The sequence below is a fragment of the Ensifer sp. SL37 genome (assembly GCF_026672675.1).
Lineage (GTDB): Bacteria > Pseudomonadota > Alphaproteobacteria > Rhizobiales > Rhizobiaceae > Ensifer > Ensifer adhaerens.
This window is the reverse complement of the sequence record NZ_JAPPRN010000006.1, coordinates 1,118,274-1,140,454: the sequence shown is the minus strand read 5'-3', so window position 1 is coordinate 1,140,454 and position 22,181 is coordinate 1,118,274. Positions and strand designations below refer to the sequence as shown.

At 64.4% G+C, this 22,181-nt stretch carries 18 protein-coding genes; 5 read left to right on the top strand and 13 right to left on the bottom strand.

All coding sequences use genetic code 11. From position 1 onward, the window contains the following. Nucleotides 1-71 precede the first annotated feature (71 nt). The 4 genes from iolD to OVA00_RS17600 all read right to left on the bottom strand — a co-directional run bounded on the left by iolD (nt 72) and on the right by OVA00_RS17600 (nt 6,290). Complete coding sequence (iolD, locus tag OVA00_RS17615; protein ID WP_113293155.1) at nt 72-1,925, bottom strand: 3D-(3,5/4)-trihydroxycyclohexane-1,2-dione acylhydrolase (decyclizing); 1,854 nt, start codon at nt 1,923-1,925, stop codon at nt 72-74. Between the two features lie 73 nt (nt 1,926-1,998). Next, nucleotides 1,999-3,936 (bottom strand): bifunctional 5-dehydro-2-deoxygluconokinase/5-dehydro-2-deoxyphosphogluconate aldolase, encoded by a 1,938-nt coding sequence (locus tag OVA00_RS17610; protein WP_268089385.1) that lies wholly within the window; start codon nt 3,934-3,936, stop codon nt 1,999-2,001. A 124-nt stretch (nt 3,937-4,060) separates the two neighbouring features. Continuing rightward, on the bottom strand, nt 4,061-4,915 hold the full coding sequence (locus OVA00_RS17605) for a MurR/RpiR family transcriptional regulator (RefSeq protein WP_060519708.1): 855 nt from the start codon (nt 4,913-4,915) through the stop codon (nt 4,061-4,063). 247 nt (nt 4,916-5,162) lie between these two features. Continuing rightward, nucleotides 5,163-6,290: a Gfo/Idh/MocA family protein gene (locus OVA00_RS17600; RefSeq protein WP_113553024.1), complete on the bottom strand. Its 1,128-nt coding sequence runs from the start codon at nt 6,288-6,290 to the stop codon at nt 5,163-5,165. A 272-nt stretch (nt 6,291-6,562) separates the two neighbouring features. Here OVA00_RS17600 and OVA00_RS17595 point away from each other — a divergent pair, with 272 nt between their 5' ends. Next, on the top strand, nt 6,563-7,369 hold the full coding sequence (locus OVA00_RS17595) for a class II glutamine amidotransferase (RefSeq protein WP_034797533.1): 807 nt from the start codon (nt 6,563-6,565) through the stop codon (nt 7,367-7,369). A gap of 338 nt (nt 7,370-7,707) precedes the next feature. Here OVA00_RS17595 and coaBC read toward each other — a convergent pair whose 3' ends face one another. Continuing rightward, nucleotides 7,708-8,916: a bifunctional phosphopantothenoylcysteine decarboxylase/phosphopantothenate--cysteine ligase CoaBC gene (gene coaBC, locus OVA00_RS17590; RefSeq protein WP_060580642.1), complete on the bottom strand. Its 1,209-nt coding sequence runs from the start codon at nt 8,914-8,916 to the stop codon at nt 7,708-7,710. Between the two features lie 268 nt (nt 8,917-9,184). On the opposite strand from coaBC, the gene OVA00_RS17585 reads away from it, so the two are divergent. After that, nucleotides 9,185-10,996, top strand: coding sequence for a sensor domain-containing diguanylate cyclase (locus tag OVA00_RS17585; protein ID WP_268089384.1), 1,812 nt, complete (start codon nt 9,185-9,187; stop codon nt 10,994-10,996). 161 nt (nt 10,997-11,157) lie between these two features. Continuing rightward, nucleotides 11,158-12,738, top strand: a complete 1,581-nt coding sequence (locus OVA00_RS17580; protein ID WP_268089383.1) for an ABC-F family ATP-binding cassette domain-containing protein — start codon at nt 11,158-11,160, stop codon at nt 12,736-12,738. A gap of 5 nt (nt 12,739-12,743) precedes the next feature. Here the strand turns inward: OVA00_RS17580 and OVA00_RS17575 are convergent, their stop codons facing one another. Then, nucleotides 12,744-13,646, bottom strand: a complete 903-nt coding sequence (locus OVA00_RS17575; RefSeq protein WP_034797525.1) for a cation diffusion facilitator family transporter — start codon at nt 13,644-13,646, stop codon at nt 12,744-12,746. Between the two features lie 212 nt (nt 13,647-13,858). Between OVA00_RS17575 and OVA00_RS17570 the strand changes: the two genes are divergently transcribed. Beyond that, entirely contained in the window at nt 13,859-14,635 is a 777-nt protein-coding gene (locus OVA00_RS17570; RefSeq protein ID WP_268089382.1) for a bestrophin-like domain, read from the top strand. Between the two features lie 6 nt (nt 14,636-14,641). On the opposite strand, the gene OVA00_RS17565 is transcribed toward OVA00_RS17570, so the two are convergent. From OVA00_RS17565 to OVA00_RS17555, 3 genes are all read right to left on the bottom strand, one after another. After that, complete coding sequence (locus OVA00_RS17565) at nt 14,642-15,910, bottom strand: MFS transporter (protein ID WP_268089381.1); 1,269 nt, start codon at nt 15,908-15,910, stop codon at nt 14,642-14,644. A gap of 213 nt (nt 15,911-16,123) precedes the next feature. Next, a complete protein-coding gene (locus OVA00_RS17560) occupies nt 16,124-16,594 on the bottom strand; it encodes a nucleoside deaminase (protein ID WP_112770632.1) in 471 nt (156 codons plus the stop codon). Between the two features lie 11 nt (nt 16,595-16,605). Further along, nucleotides 16,606-17,199 (bottom strand): ankyrin repeat domain-containing protein, encoded by a 594-nt coding sequence (locus OVA00_RS17555; protein WP_034797632.1) that lies wholly within the window; start codon nt 17,197-17,199, stop codon nt 16,606-16,608. 358 nt (nt 17,200-17,557) lie between these two features. Between OVA00_RS17555 and OVA00_RS17550 the strand changes: the two genes are divergently transcribed. After that, a complete protein-coding gene (locus OVA00_RS17550; RefSeq protein WP_060608333.1) occupies nt 17,558-18,430 on the top strand; it encodes a LysR family transcriptional regulator in 873 nt (290 codons plus the stop codon). A gap of 52 nt (nt 18,431-18,482) precedes the next feature. On the opposite strand, the gene OVA00_RS17545 is transcribed toward OVA00_RS17550, so the two are convergent. The 4 genes from OVA00_RS17545 to ubiB all read right to left on the bottom strand — a co-directional run bounded on the left by OVA00_RS17545 (nt 18,483) and on the right by ubiB (nt 22,178). Continuing rightward, nucleotides 18,483-19,262: an SDR family oxidoreductase gene (locus OVA00_RS17545; protein ID WP_090300971.1), complete on the bottom strand. Its 780-nt coding sequence runs from the start codon at nt 19,260-19,262 to the stop codon at nt 18,483-18,485. Between the two features lie 158 nt (nt 19,263-19,420). Further along, complete coding sequence (locus OVA00_RS17540; RefSeq protein ID WP_034797516.1) at nt 19,421-19,681, bottom strand: hypothetical protein; 261 nt, start codon at nt 19,679-19,681, stop codon at nt 19,421-19,423. A 169-nt stretch (nt 19,682-19,850) separates the two neighbouring features. Continuing rightward, on the bottom strand, nt 19,851-20,381 hold the full coding sequence (locus OVA00_RS17535) for a GNAT family N-acetyltransferase (protein ID WP_060519729.1): 531 nt from the start codon (nt 20,379-20,381) through the stop codon (nt 19,851-19,853). Nucleotides 20,382-20,603: 222 nt separating this feature from the next. Then, nucleotides 20,604-22,178: a 2-polyprenylphenol 6-hydroxylase gene (gene ubiB, locus OVA00_RS17530; RefSeq protein ID WP_060608328.1), complete on the bottom strand. Its 1,575-nt coding sequence runs from the start codon at nt 22,176-22,178 to the stop codon at nt 20,604-20,606. Nucleotides 22,179-22,181 lie beyond the last annotated feature (3 nt).

Here is a 22,181-nt window from a genome sequence, read left to right as displayed (position 1 = left end):
GAAGGCGGATATTTTGTGAGCATAAACGGGAAAAGCGCCCGCGCGAAAACGCGGGCGCCGAAAGGGCAATCTTAGCCGAAGCGCTGTGCGGCGAGCGCCTTCTCATAACCCTCGCGCGCCGCGTTGACCTGGGCGCGGCCCGAGACCTCGGGCACTGCGACATCCCACCAGTGGCCGCCGGCCTCGGTCGTGATCAGCGGATCGGTGTCGATGACGATCACGGTCGTGCGCGTCTCGCTCGCGGTCTCCTTGAGCGCTGCTTCGAGCTCGGAGATCGAGCCGACCTTGCGGGTGACGGCGCCCATCGCGCCGGCATGCGCCGCGAAGTCGATCTGCGGCAGTTCGACGTGATGGGTGTCCTTCAAGAGATTGTTGAAGTTGGCGCCACCGGTACCCATCTGCAGCCGGTTGATGCAGCCGTAGCCGGCATTGTCGAGCAGCACGATCGTGAACTTGGCGCCAAGCATGATCGAAGAGGCGATCTCCGAATTCAGCATCATGTAGCTGCCGTCACCGACCATGACGATCACGTCGCTCTCGGGCTTGGCGAGCTTGACGCCGAGACCGCCGGCAACTTCGTAACCCATGGTCGAGAAGCCGTATTCCATGTGGTAGCCGCCGGGCTCTTCCGCCTGCCAGAGCTTGTGCAACTCACCGGGTAGACCGCCGGCGGCGCAGACGAGCGTCGTGTTCTTGCCGCCGCGGGCGCGCTGCACGGCGCCGATCACCTGGGCGTCGGAGGGAAGGGCCGCATTGGTCGTGGCCGTCGCCTTGTCGGCCGCCGCCAGCCATTCCGCCTTGCCGGCCTTGGCCTTCGCGGTCCAGCTCGGATCGGCCTTGTGGCCGCCAAGACCGCCGGAGATGCGGTTGAGACCGGCGCGGGCGTCTGCGATCAGCGGCAGGCCGTTGTGTTTGCCGGCGTCGAAAGGCTGAACGTTGAGGCCGATGATCTTCAGGCCCTCGTTCTTGAAGAGCGCCCAGGAGCCGGTTGTGAAGTCCTGCAGGCGCGAGCCGACGGCGAGAACCACGTCGGCATCCTCGGCAAGCGCGTTGGAGGCGGTGGTGCCGGTCACGCCGACCGAGCCCATGTTGAGCGAATGCGAATGCGGCAGCGCCGACTTGCCGGCCTGCGTCTCGACCACGGGGATGCCGTGGCGTTCGGCGAAGTCGCCGAGTTCCTTGCTCGCTTCCGAATAGAGCACGCCGCCGCCGGCGACGATGATCGGCTTCTTTGCTTCCTTCAGCGCCGCGATCGCCGTCGCCAGTTCGTCGAGATCCGGCTCGACGCGTCGCGGCACCCAGACCTTCTCGTCGAAGAAGTTTTCGGGGTAGTCGTAGGCTTCCGCCTGCACGTCCTGGCAGAGCGACAGCGTTACCGGGCCGCAATCGGCCGGATCCGTCAGCACCTGCATGGCGCGGCGCAGCGCCGGGATGATCTGTTCGGGCCGGCTGATGCGGTCGAAGTAGCGCGAGACCGGGCGGAAGCAATCGTTCGCCGAGATCGTGCCGTCGCCGAAGCTTTCCACTTGCTGCAACACCGGATCGGGGCGGCGGTTGGCGAAGACATCGCCGGGCAGGAAGAGGACTGGCAGGCGGTTGACATGGGCGAGTGCTGCCGAGGTCACCATGTTGAGCGCGCCGGGGCCGATCGAGGTGGTGCAGGCCATGAAGCGGCGGCGGAAGCTCGCCTTGGCAAAGGCGATCGCCGCATTCGCCATGCCCTGTTCGTTCTGGGCGCGGTAGGTCGGCAGCGTGTCCTTGATCGCGTGCAGCGCTTCGCCGACGCCGGCGACGTTGCCATGGCCGAAGATAGCGAAGACGCCGCCGAAGATCGGCACCTTCTTGCCGTCGATGACGGTCATCTGGCGGGTCAGGAACCGCGCCACGGCCTGGGCCATGGTCAGGCGCACGGTCTTCTGGCTCATAATCTGTTTCCTCCTCGTGGTGGAATCGTCCCGTTCCACCCTGTCCGGCATTATCGACTGATATCTGTCGATCCTATGCCGCCTTTGTTTCACCCAGTTGCAGCCAGAGATCGACCAGGGCCTTGAATTTTCCGGCCATGTCGGCGATCGCCTGGTCGTCGCTCATCATGCCGCCGAGCCAGGCCCGGCCGGCATCGGCGAAAATCGTTCGGCCGACGGCAAAGCCCCGGACCGTCTTCGAAGTGCGGGCGGCTGCAAAGCCGTCCTTGAGCTGCTCATAGGGCGCTTCGAGGCCCAAGAGCACCACGCCGCGGCAGAGCGGGTCGCGTGCCTCGATGACGGCATCGATCGCTGCCCAGGCGCCGCGGCTCGCCTGCGGCTCGAGCTTCCACCAATCCGGCTTGAGCCCGGCATCGTAGAGTTCGGTCAGTGCCCGCGGAATGGTCTGGTCGTCGAGCTTGCCGTGCTTGCCGGCAATGATCTCGATCAGGATCTCACGGCCAACCTTGCGCGCCGCTTCGAAGGCGGAGCGGAGCTTTGCCACCTGCTGGGCTTTCAACTCCGCCGGATCGTCCGGGTGGTAGAAGGAGAGCACCTTGATGCAGTGGTCGACCGGCCAGTCGATCAGGCGACTGCCGAGATCCTGGCTGAATTCGAATTGCAGCGGCCGCGAGCCCGGAAGCTCGATCGGCTTGCCGATCCAGAAGTCGAGATGGGCGCCGGCGGCGTAAAGCGCGTCGCGGCCGTACTTGTCGTCGATCAGCATGCCGAAGCCGGAGCGGCCGGCCGCGACCTGTGCGGCGGCCTTCACCGCCAGCACCTTGAAGGCGGGAATGCGGTCAAGCAATGCCTGGTCGCCGGCGGCCATGTCTTCGAGTTGGCTGCGATGATCGATCGCCAGCGCCATCAGAAGCGGGATATCGCGTCGGCGTGTGGTTGCCCAGTGAACGTGGTTGATCGCCTCGTCCTTGCGCAGGGCCCGTTCTTTGCTGCCCTTTTCCAGGAAGAACTGCAGTTCCGTCCAGGTCGGGATTTCAGGCGCGCAGAGCAGGCGCGAGACGGCGAAGGCGCCGCAGGCATTGGCCCAGGTGGCAGACGTCGCGTGCGGCTCGTTTTTGAGCCATCCGCGCAGGAAGCCGGACATGAAGGCGTCGCCGGCGCCGAGCACGTTATAGACCTCGATCGGGAAGCCCTTGCCGACGATGCCGTCTTCGAGGTCGTCGGTGATCGGACCGTCATAGACGATGCAGCCCATCGGTCCGCGCTTGAGCACAATCGTCGCCTTGGAGAGCGAGCGGATCGTCTTCAGCGCCTGGAGCAGGTCACTTTCGCCCGAGGCGATCAGCACTTCCTCTTCCGTGCCGACGATCAGGTCGCAATCGGCAAGAACCGTTTTCAGATGCGCCGAAACGCGATCCGACGCGATATAGCGGCTCTCGCCGGCGTCATGGCCGGCAAGGCCCCAGAGGTTCGGGCGGTAGTCGATGTCGAAGACGACCTTCGCGCCGTTTTCCTTGGCGATGCGGATCGCCTTGCGCTGGGCGGCGTCGGTGTTCGGCTTGGAGAAATGCGTTCCCGAGACGAGCACGGCGCGGGCGGAACGGATGAACTCTTCGGAAACGTCATCTTCGCAAAGCGCGTTGTCGGCGCAGTTGTCGCGATAGAAGAGCAGCGGGAAGGTCTTGTCGTTTTCGACGGCGAGGATCGCGAGCGCCGTCAGCCGCTCCGGATCCGTGACGATGCCGCGCGTTTCGACGCCTTCGCGGATGAGCTGCTCGCGGATGAAGCGGCCCATCTGTTCGTCGCCGACGCGGGTGAGAAGCGCTGACTTCAGGCCCAGGCGGGCGGTGCCGACAGAGATGTTGCAGGGGCAGCCGCCCACTGACTTCGCAAAGCTCGAAACATCTTCAAGCCGCGTGCCGATCTGCTGGCCATAGAGATCGACCGAGGCCCGGCCGATGGTGATCAGGTCGAGCGGCTTTGCTCCCTGTGCCGAAACGTTCTGGCTCACTGCTTCCTCCCCGCGGACACCTTGGCGGGCCCGACCATTTCCGTACTGTGGGTGATGGCCGTATGAAACATAAATTCCGACGTTTCGTCAATATGGAATTTTCATTCTATCTGTTCCGTTTTGCCTAGCCGCCCTCGGCGAGGCGCTGGCGCTTCTCGGCGATGGCGACCGTCAGCGCCATGGCAAACGCCATGCTGGCGGAAAGAGAACGGAAGCCGGCATGGTCGGCCTCGACCAGTTCGAACCAGACCTTCGAGGATTCTGCCAAGGGCGAGAAGGCCGAGTCCGTCAGCGACACGACGGGCACCTTACGTTCGGCGAGAAGCCGCGCCTGGGCCGCACTTTCGGAGGCGTAGGGCGAGAAGCTGACGGCAAAGGCGGCATCGTTTTTCGTTGCCATCGCCAGCATGTCCTCGTCGATGCCGGCGGCCGTGCCGACGAGCTGGTATTTCACCTTCAGCTTGCCGAAGGCATAGGCCATGTAGCTGGAGATCGGATAGGAGCGGCGCTTGGCGATCAGGTAGACGGTGTCGGCCTTGGCGAGGATATCGACGGCGCGTTCGAAGGCTTCAGGATCCACCGAGGAGGCGATGTTGTCGAGCGAGCGGTGGGCGGCAGCGACGAAGCCGTTGAAGATCGAACCGCTTTCGAGCTTGCTGTGGTCGTTGGCGCTGAGCGCCTTCAGCCGGTCCTCATAGCCGGGCGTGCGCTCACGCAGCCGGGCGCGAAAAATCTGCTGCAGGCTGGAAAAGCCCTCGAAGCCGAAATGCTGGGCGAAGCGCACCAGCGTCGACGGCTGCACTTCGGCGGAAGTCGCGATGCTCGCTGCCGTGCCGAAGGCGATTTCATCGGGATTGTCGAGCGAATAGGCGGCAACCTGGCGCAGCCGTTTCGGCAGCTCCGCCTTGCGTTCCAGAATGGCGGCTTTCAGCGCCTCGAAATCCTGCGGCACCTCTGTCGTCGTTTCCGGCATGGCCATGTCTCGCTCGTCTCCCTCGATGTCAGTCTGGCTTTCGGCCTCACCCTAATCGATTAGTCGGGAACGGGATAGAACAGGCATTCTATTTTTCTCGGAGCATGTCCAGGAAAAGTGCGAAGCGGTTTTGCGTCCGGAAATGCGCAGCAAGACGGGCGGCATTTCCAGCAAAAGTGCGTAGCGGTTTAGCGTCCTGACGTGCGTGCAAAAATAGATGGTTTTCCTACGACACGCCGGCCGTCGAAGCCGCCTAGATCCGCACCCATTCGTTTGTCTTGGCCGATTGATAGGTCGCCGAAAGCACCTTCTGCACCTCGTAGCCTTCGCGGAAATCGGTCGAGGGAGACTTGCCGCCGGCGATGGCGTCGAGGAACTCCTTCACCTCGATGGCCTTCAGGTCGTTGAAGCCGATCTGGTGGCCCGGCGCTACGCAGAACGCGCCATAGGGCGGATGCTCCGGTCCGGCCCAGATGGTGCGGAAGCCGCGGGTGCGGATATCATCGCCGATCTTGTAGAGGCGGATTTCGTTCAGCCGCTCCTGGGTGAAGACGATGCTGCCCTTCGAACCGTAGATCTCGAAATCGTGCTGCATCTTGCGACCGGTCGCGATCCAGCTTGCCTCGAAGCTGCCGGTGGCGCCGTTTTCGAAGCGCACGAAGGCGCGGGTGATGTCGTCGACCTCGACGGCGCGGGTTTCGCTGGAGCCAGCGGACACCGGGCGTTCCGGGATCTGGATGATGGTTTCGGCAAGCACCTGTTTGATCGGGCCGACGAGGTGGCGCATGGAGGCGATAATGTGGCTGCCGATGTCGGCAAGCGCACCGCCGCCGCTGGCCGGGTTCAGGCGCCAGCCCCACGGAACCTGCGCGTCGGCCATGAAGTCTTCCGCATGGATGCCGCGCATCGAGCGGATCTCGCCGATCTCGCCGCTTTCGATGATGTCCTTGGCAAGGAAGATCAGTGGGTTCTTCAGATAGTTGAAGCCGACCTGGGTCACGACGCCCGCCTTCTCGGCCGCCTCAACCATCTCGCGGCATTCCGCAACGGTCGGCGCCAGCGGCTTTTCGCAATAGACGTGCTTGCCATGGGCGATCGCCGCAAGCGCCATCTCCTTGTGCAAAAGGTTCGGCGTGGTGATGTCGATGATGTCGATATCCGGATCGGTCAAGAGCTCGCGCCAGTCGGCGGTCGCCTTGCGGAAGCCCAGTTGACCGCGGGCGCGTTCGGCACTCTCGACGGTCACGTCGGCGACCGAAACCAGATCGAGCTCGAAGGGCAGGTCGAAGACCCGCGCGGCAATGGTGAAGCCGAGCGCATGGGCCTTGCCCATGAAGCCCGTGCCGATCAGGCCGATGCCGAGTTTGCGCTTGCTGCCCATGCTGAATTCCTCCCTGGCGGCGCTGCCGTGTTGGTCTGAAATGAAATGAATTTTGCAAGTTTTGTCAATATGGAATGTTTGTTCGAAATAGGATGGCGATACCGACGTTGTGCCGTTTGAAACAGCCAAAACTGTGCGTTCCGGTTAGCTTCACCTTGACGAAAGGGGGAATGTGTTAACGCATTTTTACCATGTTCCGTTGGAACATCGCGTTTCGTCATGGTTAACGAATCGCTCCGCAGTGAACGGAGCGGAGCTGGAGTGAAATCAGCATGTGCCGCTGGGCAGCCTATCGCGGGGAGCCGCTGTATCTCGAGGAACTGGTGACCTCTCCGGCGCACTCGCTGATCGAACAGTCCCATTGCGCGACACGGGCCAAAACCGCCACCAATGGCGACGGCTTCGGCATCGCCTGGTACGGCGACCATCCCGAGCCGGGGCGCTACCGCGATATCCTGCCGGCCTGGTCCGACTGCAACTTGAAGAGCATCGCACGGCAGATCCGCTCGCCGCTCTTCCTCGCCCATGTGCGCGCCGCGACCGGCGGCGGAACCAGGCGCGACAACTGTCATCCCTTCGTCTTCGGCCGCTGGTCCTTCATGCACAACGGCCAGATCGGCGACTTCGAGCATCTGCGCCGTCCGATGGAGAGCATGCTCGACAATGACCTCTATTCGGCGCGCACCGGCACGACGGATTCGGAGCTCCTGTTTCTTCTCGCCATGCAGTTCGGGCTCGACCGCGATCCGCTCGGTGCCATCGCCGAGGCGCTCGCCTTTATCGAACAGCTTGCCGAGCATCTGGAGCGCCAGGTGCTGGTGCGCTTCACCGCAGCTTTCTCCGACGGCCAGGATCTCTACGCTGTGCGCTACGCCTCCGACTGGAAGGCGCCGACGCTCTATGCCGCACCGATGGGCCCGAGCGGTGGCTATTGCCTCGTCTCCGAGCCGCTCAACGACGACGACAGCGCCTGGGTCGAAATCCCCGACGGCACCGCGGTCATCGTCGGCGAAAACGGAGTCGATGTTCGTCTGTTTTCGACCAAGGGCACGCCGGTCAGATCTCGCCAGATGGCCTGAGCCGGTGGCGCTTTCGGATTCGACGAGGACGACGCACCCCTTATCCGGCTGCCGCCACCTTTTCCCCGCAGGCGGGGAGAAGGGACGGGTGGCGCTCGCTCGTCCACGACTGGCTCTTCGAGAAAGCGACCGATTATCATCGTTCACGCCAATGAGCTGGCGGCCGGAACGTTGCTGTCCTAACGCGTGATTCTACGTTCGACCGCTCGTATTGCGAGGTTAGACGGGAGAAGCTAAGCCCGCAGCCAACGGGACGCGATATCGCGTGTGCCGCGTCCCCTCGCCCCGCTTGCGGGGAGAGGGCTCGGGTGAGGGGCATTTGCCATGAGATCGATTGTTTAGCGCGCCAGCTGCTCGGCAATCATCGCCGCCAGCTTCTCCGCCACCGCGTCCTTGTCCATCTCCGGCCAGTCGTCATTGCCGGCATGTGAGATCAGCTTCACCTTATTGCGGTCGCCGCCCATGATGCCGGTTGCCGGCGAGACGTCGTTGGCGAGGATGAAGTCGGCGCCCTTTCGCTCGAGCTTGGCGCGGCCGTTGTCGGCGACGTTTTCGGTCTCGGCGGCAAAGCCGATGACGAGCTTTGGCCGTTTCGCATGGTGGCCGACCGTCTTCAGGATATCGGGGTTTTCAGCAAGCTGCAGCGGCGGCGGCGCCTCGCCCGGCTTCTTCTTGATCTTGTTGCCGGCGGCCGTCGCCACCCGCCAGTCGGCAACGGCGGCGACCATGACGGCGACATCGGCGGGAAGGGCAGCAAGCACCGCATCGCGCATCTCTTCGGCCCGCTCCACATGCACGACTTTCACACCAACCGGATCCGGGATCGTTACGGGGCCGGAGACCAGCGTGACGTCGGCGCCGAGCTTTGCTAGCGCCGCGGCGATCGCATGGCCCTGCTTGCCCGAGGAGCGATTGGCAATGTAGCGCACCGGGTCGATCGGCTCATGCGTCGGCCCTGAGGTGACGACGACGCTGCGCCCGGCAAGCGGTTTTGGCGCGCCTAAGAGCAGGTCTTCAACGGCCGCGACGATTGCCAGCGGCTCACTCATGCGGCCTTCGCCGGCCTCGCCGCTTTCGGCCATTTCGCCCGCTTCCGGGCCGATGAAGCGGAGGCCGTCCCTGGCAAGCGTCGCCCGGTTGCGGCGCGTCGCCGGATGCGCCCACATTTTCGGGTTCATCGCCGGCGCAACCAGGACAGGGCGGTCCGTTGCCAACAGAATGGTCGAGGCGAGATCGTCCGCATGGCCGTTCGCCATCTTCGCCATCAGGTCGGCGGTCGCGGGTGCCACGACGATCAGATCGCATTCGCGCGCCAGCCGAATATGGCCGACGTCCTGCTCGTCCTCGCGCGAAAACAGGTCGAGATAGACATGCGAGGCCGAAAGCGCGCCGACGGCAAGCGGCGTCACGAACTGCTGTGCGCCCGCCGTCATGACCGGCCGCACGCTCGCCCCGCGTTCGCGCAGCCGTCGGATGAGATCGAGGCTCTTATAGGCCGCGATGCCGCCGGAGATGATGAGGAGAATACGCTTGCCCGACAGTGTCATTTGCACCCGGCCCTTCGGCCGTCCTCTCGCCCGGCATGGGCTGCCGAGCCTACGCGATACCAGAATAGTCCAGGCGACCGGCCTCACCGACGCCTTTGATGTCGAACCTACTTGAGCGATCTGCCGGGCGCAACGTGTCCGGAGGGGCCGGCAGGTCAAGGGGGCGGAACAAAAGCCGCGCCGCTTGCGTCAACCGGGGCAGGGGCTGTTGCCGAAGCCTGATAATGCGGTTAATCCGCTCTCAATCCGCGGGGGCTAAGCTTCTTCCATGCGAATAAATGCGATCACAAACTGGGCCTATGGCGTGACCGTCCTTCTGACGGGGCTTTCCGGTGCCGCCTTCATCCTGTCGACCGACAGCGCGATCAAGGAACGCCAAGCGGTTGAGCAACATCTGGTGCTTGACACGCTCGGCGAAGAGCTTGCGCTCGGGGCTGAAACGCGAAGTGACGAGGCACGTCTTTATGTGATGCGCGGCGACGAGCGCCATCTCGAAGCCTTCCACCGCGCCGAGGAAGAAGAACGCCGGCGCGAGGAGGCGACCAAGACCGCGACCAATCTTGGCGCGACGCCGGCGGAGATCGCCGCCTTGCAGGATATCGTTCGCGAGGCGGAAGCGCTCGACAAGGTCGAGGTTGCCGCCATCGAGGCCTATCAGAAGGGTGACCGCGCCGGCGCGCAGGAAAAGCTCTTTGGGCCCGAGCACGAGCGTCTGCAGACCGCCCTTCTTGAAACGGTGGCGCGGTTCAGGGACCTGACCAACGTCCGCACCGGCGCGGCCCTCAACGAGGCGCAGGAGCGCAGCGATTGGTATGCTGCCGCCGCCAAGACGATGCTCGGCATCACCGCCGCCCTGTTCCTGAGCGTGCTCTATTTCATTCTCAAGCGCCGCGTCGCCATGCCGCTTACCCGCATGAGCGGTATCGTCACAAGACTTGCCGAGCAGGATTACGCCGTGGAAGTCCCGCTCGATCGCCGCAGCGACGAGATCGGCGAGATGAACAAGGCGATCCATATCTTCCGCGAAAACGGCCTGGAGCGGGACCGTCTGGACGCGGAGCGGCGGCTGGACCAGCAGACCAAGGATCTCATCCTGCAGATGATGCACCGGCTGCAGGCCTGCCAGAGCCAGGACGAACTGGCCGAGGTCGTCGCCCGTTTCGCGCCGCAGGTCTTTCCCAACCTCGCCGGCCATCTCTATGTGCTCAACGACAGCCGGACGCTCCTGTCGCGCGTCGGTACCTGGCTCGATCCGCAGCACTCGGCGCCGACGTTTCCGTCCAGCGCCTGCTGGGGGCTCCGCCGCGGCCGGCCGCATGTCAGCAACCGTGGCCACAGCGACATCGCCTGCCAGCACCTCGACGATGAAGGCGTGATCGGCCTCTGCGTGCCGCTGACGGCCCAGGGTGACACGATCGGGCTCCTCTACTTCGAGGAACGGTCTGAGGAGGAGTTCGCGGTCGAGGCGTCGCGCCTCTATCTCGAACTGATCGCCGAAAATATCGGGCTCGCCGTCGCCAATCTTCAGTTGCGCGAGAAGCTTACCAATCTCGCCGTCCGCGATGCGTTGACGGGCCTGCTCAACCGGCGCTGCCTCGATGAGGCGCTGAACCGGCAGCCGCGCGGGCAGGCCGGCAAGCCGCTCAGCTGCCTCATGATCGACATCGACCACTTCAAGCGCTTCAACGATGAGTTCGGCCACGATGCCGGCGACGTCGTCATGCAGTATGTCGCGCAGATCATCGTCGACACGGTCGGCGATGCCGGCAGTGCCTACCGTTTCGGCGGCGAGGAGTTCACCGTGCTCATGCCCGACGCCGGCGAAGCCGCGGGCTTCGAGCTTGCCGAGCGGCTGCGGACGCGGATCGGCACGACGCCGCTGTCGCATCGCGGCCGGATTCTGGGCACGGTTTCGGTCTCGGTCGGCGTTGCCTCGGCGCCGGACGATGGGCCTGTAGCCACGCTCCTGACCCGGGCCGATGCCGCTCTTCTCGACTCCAAGAACCACGGCCGAAACCGGAGCGTGCGGGCCTCCGGGCTCGTCTTCGGCGACGACGAGGTGCAGCGCAGCCTCGCCTGATCCCCTGGCCCCCGCAGGTCTGTATCGAAGGGCCTGCCTTGAAACGGGCGCATTCGATGCTATCTATGACCGCGATAGAAATTTGAACAGGATACACGCATCGATGGATTTCACCCTGACCGCCAAGCCGAACCGTCTTGCCATCAGGGAAAACCGTATCCATGCCTGCTTCGATTTCACTCTCCCATATTTCGTGGTCCACGCCTGAGGGCCGAAGCCTCCTTTCCGATCTCGACCTGAGCTTTGGTCCCGTTCGCACCGGCCTTGTCGGTCGCAATGGCGTGGGAAAATCCACCCTGCTGCGACTGGTCGAGGGAACGCTGACGCCGCAGGCCGGCAAGGTCAGCGTCGTCGGCAGCCTCGGCGTGCTCAGCCAGACCGTTCAGGTCGCGGCCGACGAGACCGTCGCCAATCTCTTCGGCGTCACCGACGCGCTTGCCGTTCTGCAGAAAGCAGAAGAGGGGCGCGCCACCATGGACGAACTGGCTTCCGCCGACTGGACGCTGGAGGCCCGCATGGAGGAAGCGCTGGCGCGCGTCGGTCTGGACGCTTCGGCGGAAACGCGCCTTGCCGCCTTGTCCGGCGGGCAGATGACCCGCGTGAAGCTTGCCGCGCTCGTCTTCAAGGAGCCGGACTTCATCCTGCTCGACGAACCCACCAACAATCTCGACCGCGAGGGGCGGGCGGCCGTCGCAGCGCTGATGGCGGGCTGGCGCGGCGGCGCCATCGTCGTCAGCCATGATCGCGAACTCCTGGAAGAGATGGACGCAATCGTCGAACTGACCACGCTCGGCGCCACCACCTACGGCGGCAATTGGAGCCACTATCGTGAACGCAAGGCGATCGAGCTGGCGTCTGCTCGCCACGATCTCGCCGATGCCGAGCGGCGTCTGGCCGAGGTCGAGCGCAAGACCCAGGAGACGGTCGAACGCAAGGCGCGCAAGGATGCCGCCGGCCGCCGCAAGCGCGCCAAGGGCGACGAACCGCTGCTCTTGCTCGACGCCAGGAAGGAGCGCAGCGAAAAGACCGGCGGCGACAATGCCCGTCTTGCGGACCGGCGACGGGACCAGGCGGTCGGCGATCTCGTCGAAGCGCGCGAGCGCATCGAAATCCTGCAGCCGCTGACTGTTCGCCTGCCGCCGACCGGACTGCCTGCCGGTCGCAGCGTCCTGCAGGTCGATAACGTCGGCGTTGGCTATGAGCGGGGGAAGCCGGTCGTCGACCGGCTGTCGCTCTCGATCGTCGGGCCGGAGCGCGTTGCGCTTACCGGCCGCAACGGTTCGGGCAAGACGACCCTGCTGTCGCTGCTGACGGGTGATCTGCAGCCATGGTCCGGCAGCGTGCGCCTGCTGGTCGATCACGCCATGCTCGACCAAAAGGTAAGCCTGCTCGATCCCGCGCTCTCTATCCGCGACAATTTTCGGGGTCTCAACCCTGATGCCAGCGAGAACGATTGCCGGGCAGCGCTCGCGCGTTTCATGTTCCGGGCCGACGCTGCGCTTCAGATGGTCTCGGGCCTCAGCGGGGGACAGATACTGCGCGCCGGTCTGGCCTGCGTGCTCGGTGGTCGCAATCCGCCGCAGCTCCTGATCCTCGACGAGCCGACCAACCATCTGGATATCGATTCCATCGAGGCGGTCGAGGCGGGGCTCAGGGCCTATGACGGCGCGCTGCTCGTCGTCAGCCACGACCGGGCCTTCCTGGAGGCGATCGACATCACCAGGCGGATCGAACTTTCCTGACGGGACTATTCCGCCCAGCGCGCGTCGCCGGTAAAGGCGATCGTCAGCCATCGGTCATGGCCGGGATCACCGATCTCCTCGCCGATCTCGGCGCGGATCCGGTCGAGTTCGGCGAGCGTGCCGACCTTGGTTTCGGGCGTTCCGATCAGATAGACCTCGATCGTCTTGGAGCGCCCGACCTTGGCGACATAGGTGCGGTAATCGGCAAAGCCGTGGCGTGTGACGGCGTTCGCCGCTGCCTGCCGCACGCGCTCGTCAAGCTCGGCGGGTGCGACGAGGAAGATCTCCTTCAGCGCCTGGAAGACCGTGCGGATTGGCAGCGGGATCAGGCAGAGCGTCAGCACGATCAGGATCGCCGGGTCGACATAGGGCGTGACGTATTCGTAGGCCGTTCCCTTCAAGGCGGCGGCGATCGCAAAGGCGACGAGCAGGGCGGAGGTAATCGCGCCGGACATCGCCCAGGCGCGCACGTCGAGCGCCAGGAACTCCGAGCCGATCGGCCGGTTCGCCCGGCGTACATAGAAGAACATGAAGGCGCAGATCACCACGACGACGGCGGCATAGGCGATCGCCCAGTCGAAGGCGAGGTGATTGCCGCCCGACAGAATGGAGCCGACGGCGTTCACCATCGCGTAGAAGGAAAGCAGGGTCAGAAGGCCGGCATTGAAGAGCAGCACCATCGGTTCGATGTGCCAGAAGCCCATCTGGAAGCGTTTGCTCGGTTTCGGGATAAGCTGCGTCACGCCAAGCGCAAGCAGGGTCATGGAGGCGTCGACGGCCGAGAAGACGCCGTCGAACACGATGGAAACCGAGCCCGATAGCAGACCGAAGATAACGCCCGTCACCCCGACGACCACGGTGGCCGCGATCGATTGTTTGAGGACTGTCTGTTCGCTTGGCGCACTCATGATCTTGTTTTTACTCCAGTTTTGGCGCGGTGCTTAGGCGTTGGCAGTGTCGAAATGGTGGCAAGACGGGTGGATGGCGCTGCAAGCATAGCGTTTCGGCCCGCCGCAAGACAGCCGCCAGGGCCTGGCCCGGGGCATGCAGTTGTCTTTCGCCGGTCGTGGGCTCAGAATTGACGAAGGCCCGCGGCAGGAGAATGGGCTATGGAGGGGACATGATCGTCGAGATGCTGCTAGGTGCTCTCTTCGTGTGCGGCACGGTCGCACTGACGCTTGCTGCGTACTTCCTGATGCGGCTGATCATGGGCGGCGAGGCCGAGGGCTATGAAAAGGAGCTGGCCAGTTCGGTCATCTTCCGGATCTCGGCGCTGCATGGCCTGATCCTTGCGCTCGTGTTCGCGCAGGAGATGGTCGAGTACCAGCAGCTCAAATACGAAATGGCGACCGAAGCCGGCGCTATCGCCGACATCTACTATGATGCCGCACGCTACGGTGAAGGCTTCAAGGCACCGATCCAGCAGGCGATATCCGCCTACGTGTCCCAGGTGATCGACGGCGAGTGGCAGTCATTGGCGGACAAGGGCCGTCTTTCAAATGAGGCCTGGGCGTTCTGGGACAATGCCTACCAGCATGTGCTGAACCTCGTGCCGGCCGACAAGCGTCAGGAGAGCCTGCGCAGCCAGATGCTGGAGCGGCTGCACGACGTTTCGCAGAGCCGAACCAAGCGGGAAAGCAACGTCGCGGACTCGATCGACAGCATCTTCTGGTTCGCGGCACTCTCCGGCGTGATCTTCATCGCGCTCGCCTACTATGCCTATCCGCCGAGGCGGCGGAACCTGCTGCTGCTCTGCCTCTTCGGCGCCTATACCGGCATCATCCTGTTCCTGATCTACGCCTTCTCCAATCCGTATCAGCCGCCGGCAGCACTGGCGCCGGGGCCACTCGAACGGGTACAGGAGCAGATCAACGCGTCGCCCGCGACCGGCGGATAACCGGTCTCAAGCGAACTGCCCCAGCCGCAGCAGGTCTCCCGTGGCGGCGCCATCGTCGAGCGCTGTGGTGCGCGCAGCCTCAGGACGCGGCGGCGGTATGGAATGGCCGATCGCAAACAGAAGCGCACCTGCCGCCGCAAATGCCCCGAACAGCAGGAACATGCCGGCGCCGCCGACGGCGCCAAGCGCAAGGCCGCCGGTGAGCGGCCCGAGGAAGTTTCCAAACGTCGAGAGCGAATGGGCACCGAAATAGGTGCCGCGGTTGCCGGCGTTGGAAATTCCATCGACCAGCACATATTCCGACGGCACGACCAGCACCTCGCCTATGGTGAAAAGGATCATCGAGGCGACGAGCATTTCCATTCCGGACGAGGCGGCAAAGCCGATTTCGCCGATCAGGAACAGCAGGCTGCCAAGCGACAGCGCATGCAGGGCGCCGATCCGTTCGATGACGAAGCGGGCCGGCGTGCTGGCGACCAGCACCGTTACCGCGTTGGTCGAAACCAGCAGCGCAAAAAGCGTGACGCCGTCCTCAAAGCCGGTATTGAGATACTGCGACAGGGTCACGGACCACTGACCGTGAACGGCGAGAAGCAGCGTGCCGCCGACGACGAAGAAGACCAGGCGTCGGTCACGCAAGGCGGCGACAAGTCCGCGCCAGCCACCGGCACTCCCTGACGTTCGTTCGGTTTCGATAGCCTGCCTGCTGCTCGCCTCCGGTACCGTGAGCAAGAGTACGAGACCGAAGGCTGCGTGGATGACGCCCGCGATGACGAAAAGCGTCACATAGGCAGCGCCGACCCATACGCCGATCAATGGCCCGATCGCCCAGCCGGCATTGATGGCGAGATAACGCCAGGAGAAAACCTTGAGGCGCAGATGTTCAGGCGCCGCATCGCTCATCAAGGCGCGCGCGACCGGTTCAAAAACGGCGGCGGCAACGGCGGAAACGATGTGGGCCAGCGCGAAGGCGGCGATCGATTGTGCCAGTCCGAGCCCGGCCAGCGCCAGTCCGGCCATGAAGAGTGCGACGGCCAACACGCCTTTTCGGCCAATCCGATCGGAGAGCGTGCCGGCGAAGGGGCTGACGATCGCGCCGAGCAGCGGACCCACGCCGATCAACGCGCCGATGCTGGCAGGGTTGAGGCCGAAGTCACGCTGGAGGCGGATTGCAAGGAAGGTCAGGCTCATGCCCTTGGCGATCGTCACCACACCGGAGCCCGCGATGAGAAGCAGCGCGACGAAGCGGCCGGCTTTTTCGGAATAGGCAGTCATGACGGGCACCTGCTGGCTGGAAACCGCCCGGTCTCCTTAAGGGATGGGGCGGCGCAAAAGGAAGAAACGCCTATGCGATTACAGCCGGCACGTGTGTTCGGCAAGGGGGCGTCGATTCCCCAATGGGTCCCGGCATGAACAGAAAAGCCCGAGGCGGCCGTCGGCCGCCTCGGGGCTATTCGCAACGTGATGGCCGGGCGTTGGCCCGACGGCTCAAGTCTTGGCCAGGCGCTCTTGCCAGGCGGCGTAAAGCGGTGTCGTTTCGGCATCGTCGACCGGCACATGGCGGAAGCGCATGGCCTGCTCGGCGAGCGGTTTTGCCAGTTCCGCATAGATCGCTGCGGTCGAGAGGCCAAAGGGTTCGGCGTCGGCATTCGAGTTCGCATAGGCGATCTCGCTGATCCCGGCCATGCGCATGGCCGCCAGGCACATCGGGCAGGGCTGGCCGCTGGCATAAACGGCGGCGCCTTCGAGCCGCGGGGAACGAAGGTTTTGGGCGGCGGAACGCAACGCGTTCAGTTCCGCATGCGAGGTAGGGTCGCCGGATGACAACATCTCGTTGACGCCGCGACCGACGATCTCGCCGTCCTTGACGACGACGGCGCCGAAGGGGCGTCCGCCTTTCTCGATGTTGCGGCGGGCAAGCGTTACTGCCTCGGCCAGATAGGTCTGTTCCTGGGTCATGAGAGTTCTTTCTAGCGTGCGCCGGCGTCGGCCAGCAGCCTCTCGATCTTGCCATAGCCGCGCTGGCGGGCATGGGTCAGCGGGCTGACACCCTCGCCATCGGCAAGGTTCACGTCGGCGCCGGCCTTGATCAGCAGGCGTACGATCTCGATGTGCTTTTCACCGCCACTGCCGAGGATGATGGCTTCGAGCAGCGCGGTCCAGCCGAGGCGGTTGACGTGATCGACGTCGATGCCGGCTTCGATCAAGGTCTTGACGGTCTCGACATGGCCGCGCTCTGCGGCCGGGATCAGCGCCGTTCCGCCATAGCGGTTGGTGCTCTTGAGGTCGGCGCCATTGGCAAGCGTCAACTTCAGGATGTCGAGATGCCCACGCGCGCCGGCATAAAGATAGGGGCTGTCCTGGATCTTGTCCTTGGCGTTGACGTCGGCGCCGGCCTCGATCAGGGCACGCGCCGCATCGACGCGATTTTCATGGGTGGCGGCGAGCAGCGCTGTCGCACCGCTGGCGTCGCGCGCTTCGATGCTCGCGCCTTCCTTGAGCAGCGCCTTGACCTTGTCTGGATCGCCGGTCTCGGCGGCGGAGATCAGCTGGTTTTCAAGCATCGAGGCCCCCACGGTTTGAGGTGCAAGGCTGAAGGCGGCAATGGATGCGCCGATCAGCGAGCCGAAAAGTCTTGGTCGCATTTGTTCTTTCCGATCATGCGGGCCGGCCGAATGGGTCGGTCGATCGCAATGGTTCCGGTTAAGAGCGGACGAGGAAACCTCGAAAGGGCTCCATCCGTGCCGCTCTTGCTCATCGCAATCTCGTGCTTACTTGAGCCGATCCGTGACCTTTTCAAGGGCGCAAGACACGCGTCGTCGCCGAACGTCTCCCGCGCCCGGCGTGGCCCTCCCGTGTGCGACCATAGGCAGTGCCGCATTCATTTGGAAATTAAATGTATGAATGCTATCAAGTGGAAATATGAATGCTCAACCTTTCGATCTGGATCTGCTGAAAGCCTTCGCGGCGGTGGCCGATTGCGGCGGTTTCACCGCTGCGGCCGGCCGGCTCAATTCCACCCAGTCGACCGTCAGCCAGAAAGTCCTGCGGCTGGAAGAGCAGGCCGGCCATCGGCTGCTCGAACGCAGCCATCGCCAGGTCCGCCTGACGGAAGCGGGCGAGCAGTTGATCGGCTATGCACGGCGCATGCTGGCGTTGGACGCGGAAGTGCGGCAGCTTCTCTCGGGCGCATCGGTTGCCGCGACGCTGCGCCTCGGCCTGCCCGAGGACTTTGCAGCCGGCCGCACGACCAGCACACTCGCGGCCTTTGCCCGCCGCCACGAGAATGTCAGGCTCGAAGTGACGAGCGGGCTCAGCCGCGAGCTGCGGTCGCTCTATGATCGCGGCGAGCTCGATATCGTCGTCGTCAAGCAGCGCCGCGGCACGGGCGATGCCGTGAAACAGTGGCAGGAAAGCCTGTGCTGGATCGACAGCGCCGCCCATCCTGTTCTGGCGCTCGATCCTCTGCCGCTCGTCGTCTTTCCGCCGCGCGGCCTCTATCGCGACGACATGGTGGCGGCACTGGATGCCTCAGGGCGACGCTGGCGCGTGAGTTATACCAGTTCCAGCCTCGCCAGCATTCAGTCGGCGGTCGCCGATGGGCTGGGCATCAGCCTGCTGCCGGCCCGCGTCGTCCACGACCGGCACCGGACGGTGGGGCCGCAGCAAGGACTGCCGATGATCGAGACGATGGAGATCGCCCTCTATTACCGGCCCGAGGCCGGCGCGCTGGTCACGCGGTTGGCCGAAGACCTCTCGGCGCTCATCGGCGATGACAGTCGGGACGAGGTATGACCTCGCCTTCGTAGCTCACCCCAATCCGTCGGCGGAAATGTCCAGAACGGTATCAGAGCATCGAGCGGCTGAGACCACCATCGATGGGCAGCGCCACGCCGGTGATGTAGCTTGCCTGACGGCCCGCGAGGAAGGCTGCGGCCGCCCCGAATTCCGCCGGCGTGCCGTAGCGGCCGATCGGGATGTCGCGTTGGCTGCGGGCTGCGACCGTCTCGATATCAAGCCCTTCGCTTTCGGCGTCCATCCGGTCGAAGCTGAGCGTGCGGTCTGTGGCAAGCCTTCCGGGCAGAAGCAGGTTCACGGTCACGCCGTCGGCAGCGACCTCGCCGGCGAGCGTCTTCAGCCAGCCGGCAACCGCACTTCTGAGCGCATTCGACGCGGTGAGCCCGACGATCGGTTCGCGGATACTGGTGGAGGCGACGGCGATGATGCGCCCGAACTGGCGTTCCCGCATGCCGGGCAGCAGCCGGCCGGCGATGCGCATGCCGGCCAGCACCATGGTCTCGAATTGCGCCCGCCAGAAGTCCGGTTCGATGACCGAGGCAGGTGAGGGCGGCGGCCCGCCGCCATTCAGCACCAGAATGTCGATCGCGCCGAAATCGGCTTCGAGCTGGTCCAGCAGGCCATCGAGGCTTTCGGGCTTCGAGAGGTCGAGGGCGTAGCCGCGCGCCGAAGGGCTGATGTCGCCTGCCACCTTGGCCGCCGATGTCGCGTCGCGGCCGGTGAGCGCCACGATGACGCCTTCGCCGGCGAGAGTCTCGGCAATACCGCGCCCCAGCCCCTTGCTGCCGCCAAGCACCAGCGCACGTTTTCCAGCGATACCAAGATCCATGACCGACCCTCCTCGATTGCGGAATTCAGAATGGCTTGGCATCCGAGCTACACCAGATTTTCTCGCAGCGGAATCGTTTTGACGTCAGTGGATGTCGGAATGCAAAAGCCCGGCCGCACCGCGGCCGGGCTCTCAAGCGCCCTCCCTCATTCTGTCGCTTAGCGGCAGATGCGGATTTTCTTGTAGTAGCGGTTGCCGTAGCTGTCGTAGCGCTTCACCGTCTTCAGGAAGCAATAGGGTTCGTCCTCGTAGTAGTAGGGTCCGCCATAATAGCTGCCGACGTAGCCGACACGGCCGCTCCAGCCATGACCGTAGTAGCCGTTGCCGAAGCCGATCGAAATACCACCGGCCTGCGACGGTGCTGCAAAGGAGATGGCAGCGGTAATGGCGACAGCGGCTGCGACGATGAACTTGCGCATGATGATCTCTCCTCCGGATGGGTTGGGATGAGCCTTCGTCATCCATGAGACGAAAGTCGCATCAAGCCGAGATATTCGCAGTTCCGGATGGAACAGGATGCTGCCGGCGGTTGCGCTGAACCGCGATCGGCCGGCCACAGTCCGTGCCGGTTGCCGGCCGTTGCGGCCTTCAAGCGGCCTTCGGCGCCGCAGGCTCACGAATGCGGGCCATCGCGAACACGTCGGCCAGCACACCGTTCCTCAGCGCATAGGCCCGGTGCGTACCCTCCATCTCGAAGCCGGCCTTGCGGTAGAGTGCGATCGCGGGCTCGTTGTCGGTAAAGACCGTAAGCTCGATGCGGCTGATGCCGAGCCAGTTATCGGCGGCGTCGATCAGAGCGGTCAGCAGCGACTTACCGATGCCCTCGCCGCGATGGTCGTCGTCGACGCTGATCCCAAGGGCCGCGGAATGATGCCGGCGCCCCTTGCTGCGATGCAGTCCGGCCATGCCGAGGATCCGGTCGGCGCGCTCGGCGACGATGACGACGCTGTCGTCCGAGAGGCTCTCCAACCACTTGCGTGTCTGTTCCGGGGTGGCGAACGGCTGGCGCAGCGTGCCCGAGCGGATGCCCGGCTGGCTCATCAGCGCCGCGATCGCTTCGAAATCGACGACGCGGGCCGCGCGGATGTTGATATCTGAAGGGTCGGTTGCGTCAGTCATTGTTTCCTCTCTTTGGTTCCGAGGAAACAGGTCCCAACCCTGCTCGCCTCGGCAGGGTTGGTGGGGGACATTTCGCTTAAGTCAGCGCAACAGGTCTCCCGCACACCCCTGGGGTATGCGTGCAAAGCACCATGGTGAGAATAGAGCGATTGTCCATGCGGGAAGGATAGCAAGCGTGGGTAGAAAGACAAGCCCGCCGCGCCGAATACGGCGCAGGCGGGATCAGGTCACCTGCCATGCGATATAGACAAGCGTGGCGGCGATGAGCCACAGCGCGATGCGGCCGGAGCGCGTGTGTTTCGCTTCCGCCTTGCCGATCGCATGCGCGGTCTCGGCGTCGAAGCGCAGACCGTTTTCGCTCATCGCCATGATCTCGCTCGAAAACTTCTCCGTGCGGGCGGCGATCTCAGGCGCGGCTTCAGCCAGCCTGAGTGCGGCATGCAGGCCGTCGCGCAAATCGGTGACGATGCGCTTTGGTCCGAGATTGTCGCGGATCCACTTGCCGACGACCGGCTCGGAGGCCTTCCACATGTTGAAGCGCGGATTGAGCGTGCGAGCCACCCCTTCGACGACCACCATGGTCTTCTGCAGCATGACGAGCTCGGGGCGCGTCTGCATGTCGAAGAGCTCAGTGACCTCGAAGAGCAACGTCAGCAGCTTCGCCATCGAAATGGTTTCGGCCGGCTGGCCGTGGATCGGCTCGCCGATCGCGCGGATCGCCTGGGCGAAACTCGCAGCATCGTGGTGCGAAGGCACATAGCCCGCCTCGAAATGCACGTCGGCCACGCGCTGGTAGTCGCGGGTGATGAAGCCGAAGAGGATCTCGGCCAGGAACCGGCGTTCCTTCTTGCCGAGGCGGCCGACGATGCCCATGTCGACGGCGACGATATGGCCGGCATCGTCGACGAAGAGATTGCCCTGATGCATGTCGGCATGAAAGAAGCCGTCGCGCAGGGTGTGGCGCAGGAAGGACTGGATCAGCACTTCGGCTAGAAGGTTGAGGTCGTGGCCTGCGGCCTTCAAGCCCTCGATGTCCGACATCTTGACGCCGTCGATCCACTCCATGGTGACGACGTCGCGCCCGGTCCGCTCCCAGTCGACCTTCGGCACGCGGAAGCCGGAATCGTCCTTGGTGTTCTCGCCAAGCTCGGAAAGGGCGGCCGCCTCCAGACGAAGATCCATCTCGATCTTCGTCGTCTGTTCCAGCGTCTTGGTCACCTCGACCGGCTTCAGCCGGCGGGTGTAGGGCAGGAAACGCTCCTGCATATGGCTGACGAGATACATCGCCTCGATGTCGGAGGCGAAGCGCTGCCGCACGCCGGGACGGATGACCTTGACCGCGACCTTCTCAGGGCCGCTGTCGCGCATCACGATCGCAGGGTGCACCTGAGCGATCGAGGCCGCGGCCATCGGCTCGGAAAACTCGGCATAGAGATCGTCGACCGTCCGGCCGAGTGATCCCTCGATCGCGGCCTTCGCCTCGTTCTGCGGGAAGGTCGCCATGCGGTCCTGCAACAGCGACAGGTCTGCGGCAAACTCCGCGCCAACGACGTCGGGGCGGGTTGCGAGGAACTGGCCGATCTTCACATAGGAGGGGCCAAGCCGGGCGACGGCGCGCGACAGCCGGTCGCTACGCTCCTCTCCCGGCACTCTGCGCCGCGCCAAAAGTCCGGCCGCCTTCTGGGCGAAACGGGCAAAGGGTGGCAGGTGCTCCGTCGGGACGGCCGAGACGACGCCTTCGCGCACGAGAACCCAGCCGATCCGCGCGAGGCGGATATATGCTCCAGGCGTGCTCATCGG